This is a genomic window from Gemmiger gallinarum (assembly GCF_014982805.1).
GTDB classification, from domain to species: domain Bacteria; phylum Bacillota; class Clostridia; order Oscillospirales; family Ruminococcaceae; genus Gemmiger; species Gemmiger gallinarum.
This window is the reverse complement of record NZ_JADCKC010000013.1, coordinates 1-1,467: the sequence shown is the minus strand read 5'-3', so window position 1 is coordinate 1,467 and position 1,467 is coordinate 1. Positions and strand designations below refer to the sequence as shown.

The following is a 1,467-nucleotide window of genomic DNA, read 5'->3' as shown; positions in this document are numbered from 1 at the left end:
TGTTCCGGTAGCGGTGCGTCATCCGGTTGGAACAGGTTGTCCTGTTCCGGAATATCGTAAACCTGTTTCTCGGATTTGGGGCCGAACAGCTGCTTCTTGAACCAGTCTAACTGGTGTTTCAACTGCCGAATGGATTCCGCCTGGGCCTCCAACTGCTCGCGCTGCAACGCATTTTCCTCGGCCAGGGCCGAGTAGGAAGGTGCATTGGGTTGGGGGTCGGAAGCCGTTGAATTCATGGCCGACATTATACCGGAAGTCCGTCTTCTATACCCCTCGAAAACGCTTGAACTGGCGGTATTTCTGCACCTCGATGCCGTCGATCAGCAGTTGCAGATCCGTCAGGGTCAGGGCTCGCTGACCGGAGGCGGATAACGGCACCCGGAACTGCCCCTGCTCCAGGCGCTTGGCCCACAGGCAATAACCGGTAGCGGTAAAATACAGCATCTTCATCTGGGTCTTGCGACGATTGACGAAGACGAAATACTGGCCACTGAGTGGGTCGTGCTTCAACTGATTCCGAACCAGGGCACTCAGGCCCCGGAACGATTTGCGCATGTCGGTGGGCTCGGTGCACAGCCAGATGCGGGCCTGGCTATCGAGTCCGATCATCCGTGCTGGCTCAGCCGGAGTTCAACGCCGTTGCCCAGGCTGAGCACAATGTGCCAGCCTGGGCCGGAGGATGGGGAGTTGCCCATCAACGACGAGAGATCCAGAAAACCGGCTTCACCGGATCCAGTCGAATCATTGGTCGACGGATCGGACAGACGCTTGCGCCAATTGCAGAAACTGGCGTAACCAATGTTCCCTTGTTTGCAAAACTTCGAAGCTGACAGACCACAGTCACGCTGCTGATCAACCAGGGTCTGCCACTGTTCGGGTGTGCGGTGCTTTCTCATGGGGGTAACCTCGTGTTGGAAAGTGTGAGGTTACTTTAGGGCGATTTTCAGCAGGTTGGCAGAACGTCGTGGAATGAACGCTTACGTCAAAGAGCAGGCCTTATGCGATGGATAGCAAAGTTCGTGGGGATTCCTCAGGGTTAGATGCTTTATTAGCCCTAAACGATATTCAGTACGGTATTCACGGTGATTTTTGGGTCAAATTTGAAGTACGGCGAGTCACCCCAACACCCTATATTCCCCATGGAATCAAATACAGCCTGACGCTGCACCATAAAAGCGGGACACGGCTACTTGGATATGACAACGCCCATGCGCCAAACATTAAACGCAGAAAATTTGCGGGACGACGCGATGAATGGGATCACCGCCACTACCGTAGCGTCGTTAGTGATTACTTCTTTGATTCTGCCGCTCAGTTAATCGAAGATTTTTGGAAACAGGTCGATGAAATACTTCGAGAGGAAGGAATATGACCACAGTCAAAATTGGTATCATGAACCGTGATGAATTCCGCCAGCGCACCATCTCGATTGCCAAAGGCCTCTATCAACCTACTGCTGAAGAGCCC

The 1,467-nt window shown here is 53.4% G+C and carries 4 protein-coding genes; 1 reads left to right on the top strand and 3 read right to left on the bottom strand.

What is annotated here, in order from left to right; all coding sequences use genetic code 11:
- From INF35_RS13685 to tnpA, 3 genes are all read right to left on the bottom strand, one after another.
- On the bottom strand, window positions 1–245 hold a 245-nt coding region (locus INF35_RS13685; RefSeq protein WP_193503387.1), incomplete at its 3' end, for a transposase.
- Between the two features lie 19 nt (window positions 246–264).
- Complete coding sequence (tnpB, locus tag INF35_RS13680; RefSeq protein WP_016915087.1) at window positions 265–609, bottom strand: IS66 family insertion sequence element accessory protein TnpB; 345 nt, start codon at window positions 607–609, stop codon at window positions 265–267.
- The gene (gene tnpA / locus INF35_RS13675; protein WP_125204576.1) at window positions 606–896 is read right to left on the bottom strand and encodes an IS66 family insertion sequence element accessory protein TnpA; all 291 of its coding nucleotides are present in this window, start codon (window positions 894–896) and stop codon (window positions 606–608) included. The genes tnpB and tnpA overlap by 4 nt, the downstream gene beginning before the upstream one ends.
- A gap of 107 nt (window positions 897–1,003) precedes the next feature.
- On the opposite strand from tnpA, the gene INF35_RS13670 reads away from it, so the two are divergent.
- Window positions 1,004–1,372 carry a toxin-antitoxin system TumE family protein gene (locus INF35_RS13670; RefSeq protein WP_193503385.1) on the top strand — a complete coding sequence of 123 codons (369 nt, stop codon included), beginning with the start codon at window positions 1,004–1,006 and terminating at the stop codon, window positions 1,370–1,372.
- Window positions 1,373–1,467: the final 95 nt, after the last annotated feature.